Source organism: Rhodococcus sp. BS-15, assembly GCF_000813105.1.
Lineage (GTDB): Bacteria > Actinomycetota > Actinomycetes > Mycobacteriales > Mycobacteriaceae > Rhodococcoides.
The window spans coordinates 1-8715 of record NZ_BAOX01000212.1; the positions used below are offsets into that span (position 1 = coordinate 1).

Sequence of the window (8715 nt, forward strand, 5' to 3'; positions counted from 1 at the left end):
CCCGCACCGTCTCTGCAGAAGCCGTCGGGTGACGGATCATCGATCGGTACGCCGGGGCAGTGAGCGGATCCGACACCGCCTCCGCGACCGCAGGCCGAGCCGTCGTGGCCCGGCCACCGTCGTTCCGTTCGGGTGAGCTGCGTGATCCGAAGCTCGCCGCAGCACTGCGGACCCTGGAACTGACGGTGCGTCGACGGCTGGACGGGGTGCTGCACGGTGACCATCTCGGATTGATCCCCGGTCCTGGATCCGAACCGGGCGACGCCAGGGAGTACCAGCCGGGCGACGATGTTCGGCAGATGGACTGGTCGGTCACCGCGCGCACGACGCATCCGCACGTGCGGCAGTCCGTGGCCGACCGCGAGCTGGAGACCTGGCTCGTGGTCGACTTGTCGGCCAGCCTCGACTTCGGCACCACCGGGTGCGAGAAGCGGGATCTCGCGGTCGCGGCCTCGGCTGCCATCACGCATCTGTCCGGCGGCGGCGGCAATCGAATCGGCGCGGTGGTTGCCACCGGTTCCGACACCAACCGCATTCCGGCGCGCGGCGGCCGTGTGCACACTCAATCGAGCTTCGCGCCATAGCCACCACACCGGCTGCGGCCGACGGTGTGCGCGGTGACCTGCGCGCTGCCATCGAAGCGCTGCGACGGCCCGAACGCCGCCGCGGGATGCTGTGGTGATCAGCGACTTTCTCGGGCCGATCGACTGGGAGCGCTCGCTTCGGGCCATCTCCGCTCGGCACGACGTGCTGGCCGTCGAGGTACTCGACCCACGCGATCTGGAACTGCCCGACGTCGGTGATGTCGTTCTCCACGATCCGGAATCCGGCCGCACTCGCGAATTCAGTACGACGCCGCGGCTACGCGCAGATTTCGCGCGCGCAGCAGCCGCACACCGCGACGACGTGGAGAAGGCGTTGCGGCGGTGCGGTGCACCTCGATTGACGCTCCGCACCGACGGTGACTGGATCGCCGACGTCGTACGGTTCGTGACCGCACGCAGGCACACCATCGGGTCCGGCTTCACCAACACCGCTCGGGCGGGTTCACGATGAGCCTGACCGATTTCGCGTCGCCGTGGTGGCTCGGATTCCTCGTCGTCGTCATCGCGCTGACGGTCGGCTACGTCTGGATCCAGCGGCGCAAGCAGAAGCACGTACTGCGGTTCTCCAACATGGAACTGCTCGAGTCCGTCGCGCCCGATCGGCCGAACCGGTTACGTCACCTGCCCACCGCACTGGTGCTGGTCGGTCTGATGTTCCTCACGGTCGCGCTGGCCGGCCCGACGGCGGACGAGCGCGTGCCGCGGAACCGGGCGACCGTCATGCTCGTGATCGACGTGTCGCTGTCCATGGAGGCCACCGACGTCGAGCCGACTCGGTTGGCCGCCGCACAGGAAGCAGCAAAATCCTTCGCGGACGGTCTGACGCCCGGCATCAATCTCGGATTGGTCGCGTTCGCCGGTACGGCGTCGGTTCTGGTCTCGCCTACGGCCAACCGCGAAGCCACCAAGTCCGCCATCGACAAGCTGCAGCTCAGTGAGCGAACGGCCACCGGCGAGGCGATCTTCACCTCGCTCCAGTCGATCGACACTCTCGGCGCGATACTCGGCGGCGGCGACGCGGCACCACCGGCGCGCATCGTGCTGCTCTCGGACGGCAAGCAGACCGTTCCGCAGAACCTGGACGATCCACGCGGCGGGTACACCGCGGCGCGAGCCGCCAAGGACAAGAACGTCCCCATCTCCACCATCTCGTTCGGCACGAGCTATGGCTCGGTCGAAATCGAGGACGAGGCCGGAGTCGAACGGGTGCCGGTACCGGTGGACGATCCGTCGTTGCGGGACATCGCGGATCTGTCCGGCGGCAGCTTCTTCACCGCGTCGTCGCTCGAGGACCTCCGCGGCGTGTACGACACCCTGGAGGAGCAGATCGGTTTCGAGATCACCCGCGGCGACGCCTCGCGTCCCTGGCTGATTCTCGGTGTTCTGTGCATCTCGGTCGGCCTCGGTTCGGCGTTGGTGATGAGGCAACGTCTTCCGTGATCGTTGTTCTTACTCACCAGTAAGTTTCGCTTTGTCATTCCAGGACGAACAGATAGGTTGCTAGGCATGTCCACACCTGACTTCATCGCGCGATCGGTACTCGTCACCGGAGGTAACCGGGGTATCGGTCTTGCCATCGCCCAGCGGCTCCAAGCCGACGGCCACAAGGTAGCCGTCACCCACCGCGGCTCCGGTGCTCCCGACAGGCTGTTCGGAGTCGTCTGCGACGTCACCGACTCCGCCTCGGTGGACGCGGCCTTCAAGGAGGTCGAGGAGAAGCAGGGACCGGTCGAGGTTTTGGTCTCTAACGCCGGCACCACCGACGACACACTCATCATGCGGATGACTGACGAGCAGTTCTCCAATGTTCTCGACGCCAACCTCACCGGTGCGTTCCGCGTGGCGAAGCGGGCAAGTCGCTCGATGCTTCGTGCCCGTTACGGTCGGTTCATCTTCCTTGGTTCCGTAGTCGGAATGACCGGCACGGCCGGTCAGGCGAATTACGCCTCATCGAAAGCTGGCGTCATCGGCTTGGCGCGCTCGCTGACCCGTGAACTCGGTTCCCGCTCGATCACAGCCAACGTCGTCGCGCCGGGATTCATCGACACCGAGATGACTCAGGTCCTGGACGAGAAGATCCAGGAAATGGCCGTCAAAGCAATTCCGCTCGCGCGCAAGGGTAAAGCCGAAGAGGTTGCAGGCGTCGTGAGTTGGTTGGCTTCGCCTGATGCGGCTTACGTCTCCGGTGCGGTCATCCCGGTCGACGGCGGTCTGGGGATGGGTCACTGATAGTCCCTCTCGCGCAACGATATAGACATTCACCTCCGATTTAAGGAACACTGCACCATGGGCGGATTGCTCGAAGGCAAGACCATTCTCATCACCGGCATCATCACCGATGCCTCGATCGCGTTCCACGCCGCTGCCATGGCGCAGGAGCAGGGCGCCAAGGTGATCATCACCGGGTTCGATCGGCTTCGGCTCATCGACCGCATCGCACAGCGTCTGCCCAAGGAGGTGCCCCCCGCGATCGAGCTCGATGCCACCAACGAGGAGCACCTCGCGGCGCTGGCCGACCGCGTACGCGAAGTAGCACCCGAGGGTATCGACGGGGTTCTGCACTCGATCGCATTCGCTCCCCGCACCCTGATGGGCCCTGACGCGAAGCCGTTCCTCGACGGCCCCGGCCCCGACGCCGCTAAGGCCTTCGAGATCTCGGCGTGGAGCTACGCATCGCTCGCGCGTGCAGTTCTGCCCGTCATGAACGAGGGTGGCTCCATCGTGGGAATGGACTTCGACCCGCGCACGTCGATGCCGTACTACAACTGGATGGGCGTGGCCAAGGCTGCACTGGAATCGGTCAACCGCTACGTCGCCCGGGAAGTGGGCGCCGCCAAGCGCATTCGCTCGAACCTCGTCGCTGCCGGCCCCATCAAGACCCTGGCCGCCAAGGCCATCGCGGGTACGGCAACCGACGACGCGGCCAAGATGAATCAGCTCAACGTCTACTGGGACGGCGCTGCTCCGATCGGCTGGGATGTCAACGACCCCACCGTCGTCGCCAAGTCGATCGTCGCGTTGCTCTCGGATTGGCTGCCCGGCACCACCGGATCCATCGTGTACGTCGACGGCGGAGCCAGCCACAATACGTACCTGCCCGAGAACATGTGATGCCGCGGTGGGCGGAACCGCACGTGCGCCCACCGATAGGTTTCGTTCGCCGATCGGACCCCCGCCGGGGCCGGTCTGCGACGGGGGCACAATGGAATCATGACCACCCCTGGAGACTTCGACGCATTGTTGGTGCTCTCGTTCGGCGGGCCGGAACAGCCCGCCGACGTACGCCCGTTCCTGGAGAACGTCACTCGCGGACGTGGAGTGCCGCCCGAGCGGCTCGATGCCGTCGTCGAGCACTACATGCACTTCGGGGGAGTCTCTCCGATCAACCGGCTCAACAGAGACATCATCGATGCACTCCGCGGCGAATTCGATTCCGCCGGAGTGGATCTGCCGATCTATTTCGGAAACCGCAACTGGCATCCGATGATCGAGGACACCGTCGCGACCATGAAGTCGGACGGAATCAGGAACGCACTCGTCTTTCCGACCTCCGCCTGGGGCGGCTACTCCGGATGCAGGCAGTACCACGAGGACATCGCCCGGGCTCGCGCCGCCGTCGGTGACGATGCGCCGCATCTGCTCAAGATTCGGCAGTACTACGACCACCCGCTGATGGTCGACGCGTTCAGCGCCGCCGTCGCATCGGCACGAGCCTCACTGCCCGAGCAGCACCGCGCAGGTTCACGTCTGGTGTTCACCGCACACTCGATCCCCTCGGCCGCCGACGCCAACGCGGGCCCGCCCGAGGACGGCGGCCACCTCTACAGCCGTCAGGTGACCGAGGCCTCGCGGCTCGTCGCGGCCGCGTCGGGTGTCGACGACTACGACCTGGTGTGGCAGTCCCGCTCCGGACCCCCGCAGGTGCCGTGGCTGGACCCCGACATCTGTGATCACCTCGAAGCGCTGTCGGAGAAGTCCGTCGACGCCGTGATCGTGTGTCCGATCGGATTCGTGTCCGACCATCTCGAGGTCGTGTGGGATCTCGACACCGAAGCGGAGGAGAAGGCCCGCGAACTCGGAATGGCCTTCGCTCGCGCAGGCACCCCCGGATCCGACGCGCGTTTCCCGCAGATGATTCGCGAACTCGTGGACGAATACCGAGTCGGTGGCCGATGCCGCGGACTCGGCAGCGTTCCCGGCTACGGGTCGACACTGGACGGCAGTCGCTGCGCCGTCGGCTGCTGTGAGCAGCCCACCCGCCCCTCCAGGCCCGCCGCCTCGTCGTGAACGTCTGTGCCTGACACCCGCTTCCCGATGGGGTGTCAGGCAGAATGCATCGCCGCTTCGATGCTCGTCGCCACAGCGATGGTGCGCGCGGTGCGCACTGCAGCCCACAGCGGTCGAACGAGTTCTTCACGTGCTGCGGCTGCCGACGCGGTCGGTGCTTCCGACGGAGCCGATCCCGCCGCGACAGTCAGAATGGCGGCGACCCGATCCGCCGATTCGAGGACGCGGAACGCCCTGTCGGACATTTCTGCGGGGTAGCGATGCCGTGCCGCGTCGGCGATCAAGGCGGCGATACGGGTGCGCGGATCGACGTCGAGGGTTCGGGTGGGTAGCGACTGCATCTGCGCGAGAGCGTCCGCCGCGCCGCGCACGGCCTCACGCATCTCGTACTCGGCCTCACCCAACCCCTGGTTCCGCTGTGCGTGCTCGGGGACGACGATCGAATATACGGTCCAGCGCAACACATCGGGGCCCTCCACGACGGGCACCAACCCGATCCCGGTGTTACCCGAGGTCCCGATCACCACTGCCTGACCGGTGCCGAGGGCAGCTCGGGAGAAGTCCGTGTTCGCGGGGAGGCCGCTCACCGCGCCGGGAACAGGCAGAACCAGCTTGACGCGATCGTCTCCGGCAGCGGGCGTCGACGCCGTTGCAGCCGCTCTGACCGCGTGCAGCAAGCCCGCGATTCCGTCGGCGTAGCGGGGGTACTCCAGCCCGAAGTTCTCGGCCGCGTCCGCATCTCCCGCACCCACGAGATGCATCGGTGCCCACTCGGACATGGCGTCGATGACGTCGTCGGGCGAGCTGGCACCGGCCAGCCAGGAACCGGCCCACAGGGCGAGACTCGTACTGGAGGAACACACGACTCACGAGCATAGGTCGGCGTGGCGAACCGTGCTCGGGACGCCGGTGTCGCTAGCGTTGGTCGCCGTGAACGACATGTACGGCGGAGACATTCTCAAAGGGCACAGTCGCATGCGCAAGGTTCCGGCACCGGAGGTGTCGGCCGAGCGCGGATTGGTCGTCGAAGATGCCGGAACCGGGTACTGCGGTGCCGTGGTCGGCTTCGAGCGCACCTGCGACGGAGATTTCGTCCGGCTCGAGGACGGTGCCCGCACGACGCGGCTGTTCGCCCTGCGCGAGGCAGCATTTCTGATCGACGGACGTCGGGTCACCCTGGTTCGTCCCAAGCCCGCGGCGGCAGCGACGGTTCCGACGCGCTCCGCGTCCGGTTCGACCAAAGTCGAGGGTCTACGCGCGCGCACCGCCCGTGCCAGCCGCATCTGGGTCGAGGGCGTGCACGACGCGGCTCTGGTGGAAAGTGTGTGGGGGCACGATCTTCGGGTGGAGGGCGTGGTCGTCGAGCATCTGGAGGGTCTGGACAATCTGGGGGAGCGGTTGGCGGATTTCGGTCCCGGCCCCGGCCGACGGGTCGGAGTGCTGGTGGACCATTTGGTGACCGGGTCCAAGGAATCGAAGTTGACGAGGTCGCTGGGCGAGCACGTTCTGGTCACCGGTCATCCGTTCATCGACGTCTGGGAGGCGGTCAAGCCCGCTGCTGTCGGTATCGATGCCTGGCCGAAGATCCCGCGGGGTGAGGATTGGAAAACCGGAATCTGCCGAGAGCTGGGGTGGGGTAGTCCGCGGGAGGGGTGGCGTCGGGTGTATTCGTCGGTCTCGAGCTTCCGTGATCTCGAAGCACCACTGATCGGGGCCGTCGAACAATTGGTCGACTTCGTCACCGAGTAGGGCTGTGTGCAGCAACGCACCGGCAATTGTCCGATTCGTGCTTGGATGGAGGCTGTGGCAGCGATCATTTGGCTCATAGCGGCAGTGGTACTCGCCGGTGCCGAGGCACTGACGGGCGACTTCTTTCTTCTGATGATCGCCGGCGGTGCGCTCGGCACCGCAGGCGTATCGGCTCTGACCGATTTCCCGGTGTGGGCCGATGCGATCGTCTTCGGTGTCCTGTCGTTGGCCTTGGTGCTCGGGTTGCGCCCCATTCTTTTGCGGCGCTTCGCGACTCCTCCCGACACGCCGATGGGAATGGCCGCGCTCACCGGCAAGAGCGCGGTGGTTCTCGAACAGGTCACTGCCCACGAAGGCCAGATCAAGCTCGGTGGGGAGGTGTGGACCGCTCGTCCACTCGACGAGACCGAGGTCTACGCCCCTGGCACCACCGTGACCGTGATGGAAATAGACGGCGCTACCGCCGTCGTATGGAAGGGACCGTAGCCAGTGGAAGCACTCATCGCACTGGCTGTCATCGTCGCATTCGTCGCGGTGTTGATGGCCAAGTCCATCTCGATCGTCCCGCAGGCCGAGGCCGCCGTGATCGAGCGGCTCGGCCGCTACACGCGCACCGTGTCCGGTCAGCTCACGTTTCTCGTGCCGTTCGTCGACCGTATCCGCGCCAAGGTCGACCTGCGTGAGCGAGTTGTGTCGTTTCCGCCGCAGCCGGTGATCACCAAGGACAACCTGACCGTGTCCATCGACACCGTCGTCTACTTCCAGGTGACCAACCCGCAGTCGGCCGTGTACGAGATCAACAACTACATCGTCGGTGTCGAGCAGTTGACCACCACCACTCTGCGCAACGTCGTCGGCGGAATGACGTTGGAAGAGACTCTCACCTCGCGTGATTCGATCAACGGTCAACTCCGCGTCGTGCTGGACGAGGCAACCGGCCGCTGGGGCCTGCGAGTGGCCCGAGTCGAGCTCAAGAGCATCGACCCGCCGCCCTCGATTCAGGAGTCGATGGAGAAGCAGATGAAGGCCGATCGCGAGAAGCGAGCGACCATCCTCACTGCCGAGGGTCATCGTGAATCGGCGATCAAGACGGCCGAGGGCGACAAGCAGAGCCGGATTCTTGCAGCCGAGGGCGGCAAGCAGGCGTCCATTCTCACCGCCGAGGGTGAGCGGCAGTCGCGCATCCTGCGTGCGCAGGGCGATCGCGCCGCGAAGTACCTCGAGGCTCAGGGTCAGGCCAAGGCGATCGAGAAGGTGTTCGGTGCCATCAAGGCAGGCAAGCCGACACCCGAGTTGCTGGCGTACCAGTACATGCAGACGCTGCCGCAGATGGCTCAGGGTGATGCGAACAAGGTGTGGATGATTCCGAGCGATTTCGGTGACGCTCTCAAGGGGTTCGCCAAGACACTCGGTGCGCCCGGCGAGGACGGTGTGTTCCGGTACGAGCCCAACGAGTCGGCCGGCAACGAGCCCAAGCCCGAGGACGACTCGGACGAGGTTGCCGAATGGTTCGAGACCAAGACCGATCCGGCGGTCGCCGAGGCGGTCAAGGCTGCAGAAGCAGTGGCGCGCAAGCCGGTCGACACGTCGCTGGCATCCGCACCCGAGCTGTCGAAGGGGTTCGACGTCGGTGCCCTGGCGGCGTCGCCGGAGGCGGAGCCGGAACAGCGTTGAGTTCGGCCCCGATCAGCTGATCAGGGCAGTTCCGACCCCGGCAGCGGCCAGGGCCCACAGGACGCTGGCGAAGGTGCCGATGATGAACTGTTCGGAGGCATGGGATTCGCGCAGTTCGGGATAGCGCGCGAGTCCCTTGACTGCCAGCACGATGGCGATGCCTTCCGGCCAGCCGGCGAGAATCGACACCGCGACGGCCACGCGTTCGAGGATGCCTATCGTCAGTCCACCACGAAGCGGCTCGACCGGATCGTCTCCGGTCGAGTCGCGTCGTCGTCGTGCGATGCGAAACACGGTGGGTACCATCGCCGTTCCGCCCAGGGCCGCCGCGACGACGCTCAGGACGACTCCGACGGCATTGCCGAGACCGTAGGCCGGTCCGCCACCGTGGCCAGGACCG

General features: G+C 66.0%; 9 protein-coding genes and 1 pseudogene. 8 read left to right on the forward strand and 2 right to left on the reverse strand.

Features of this window, described 5'->3' with window-relative positions; all coding sequences use genetic code 11:
- Positions 1–59: 59 nt before the first annotated feature.
- The 5 genes and pseudogenes from RHBS_RS19765 (at position 60) to RHBS_RS19785 (ending at position 4892) form a co-directional block, all read left to right on the forward strand.
- Positions 60–1056, forward strand: a pseudogene (locus RHBS_RS19765) (DUF58 domain-containing protein).
- Positions 1053–2045 carry a VWA domain-containing protein gene (locus RHBS_RS19770; protein WP_128646281.1) on the forward strand — a complete coding sequence of 331 codons (993 nt, stop codon included), beginning with the start codon at positions 1053–1055 and terminating at the stop codon, positions 2043–2045. The pseudogene RHBS_RS19765 and the gene RHBS_RS19770 overlap by 4 nt, the downstream one beginning before the upstream one ends.
- Before the next feature lie 66 nt (positions 2046–2111).
- Positions 2112–2834, forward strand: a complete 723-nt coding sequence (gene fabG1 / locus RHBS_RS19775) for a 3-oxoacyl-ACP reductase FabG1 (protein WP_128646282.1) — start codon at positions 2112–2114, stop codon at positions 2832–2834.
- A 57-nt stretch (positions 2835–2891) separates the two neighbouring features.
- Positions 2892–3716, forward strand: coding sequence for an NADH-dependent enoyl-ACP reductase InhA (gene inhA, locus RHBS_RS19780; protein WP_094615150.1), 825 nt, complete (start codon positions 2892–2894; stop codon positions 3714–3716).
- 99 nt (positions 3717–3815) lie between these two features.
- Complete coding sequence (locus RHBS_RS19785; protein WP_128646283.1) at positions 3816–4892, forward strand: ferrochelatase; 1077 nt, start codon at positions 3816–3818, stop codon at positions 4890–4892.
- Between the two features lie 35 nt (positions 4893–4927).
- On the opposite strand, the gene RHBS_RS19790 is transcribed toward RHBS_RS19785, so the two are convergent.
- A complete protein-coding gene (locus tag RHBS_RS19790; protein WP_187298564.1) occupies positions 4928–5755 on the reverse strand; it encodes a hypothetical protein in 828 nt (275 codons plus the stop codon).
- Between the two features lie 76 nt (positions 5756–5831).
- On the opposite strand from RHBS_RS19790, the gene RHBS_RS19795 reads away from it, so the two are divergent.
- From RHBS_RS19795 to RHBS_RS19805, 3 genes are read left to right on the forward strand one after another with little or no spacing between them, the layout of a single operon-like run.
- Positions 5832–6641, forward strand: coding sequence for a DUF3097 domain-containing protein (locus RHBS_RS19795; protein WP_128646285.1), 810 nt, complete (start codon positions 5832–5834; stop codon positions 6639–6641).
- Between the two features lie 54 nt (positions 6642–6695).
- Positions 6696–7127, forward strand: coding sequence for an NfeD family protein (locus RHBS_RS19800; protein WP_037190035.1), 432 nt, complete (start codon positions 6696–6698; stop codon positions 7125–7127).
- A gap of 3 nt (positions 7128–7130) precedes the next feature.
- Entirely contained in the window at positions 7131–8315 is a 1185-nt protein-coding gene (locus RHBS_RS19805; protein ID WP_121869906.1) for an SPFH domain-containing protein, read from the forward strand.
- 12 nt (positions 8316–8327) lie between these two features.
- On the opposite strand, the gene RHBS_RS19810 is transcribed toward RHBS_RS19805, so the two are convergent.
- The coding region (locus tag RHBS_RS19810) for a hypothetical protein (RefSeq protein WP_128646284.1) at positions 8328–8715 on the reverse strand (388 nt) is incomplete at its 5' end.

Coding starts and splice junctions, on each gene's coding strand:
- RHBS_RS19770 (WP_128646281.1), top strand. CDS start 1,053: ATGAGCCTGACCGATTTCGCGTCGCCGTGGTGGCTCGGATTCCTCGTC.
- fabG1 (WP_128646282.1), top strand. CDS start 2,112: ATGTCCACACCTGACTTCATCGCGCGATCGGTACTCGTCACCGGAGGT.
- inhA (WP_094615150.1), top strand. CDS start 2,892: ATGGGCGGATTGCTCGAAGGCAAGACCATTCTCATCACCGGCATCATC.
- RHBS_RS19785 (WP_128646283.1), top strand. CDS start 3,816: ATGACCACCCCTGGAGACTTCGACGCATTGTTGGTGCTCTCGTTCGGC.
- RHBS_RS19795 (WP_128646285.1), top strand. CDS start 5,832: ATGTACGGCGGAGACATTCTCAAAGGGCACAGTCGCATGCGCAAGGTT.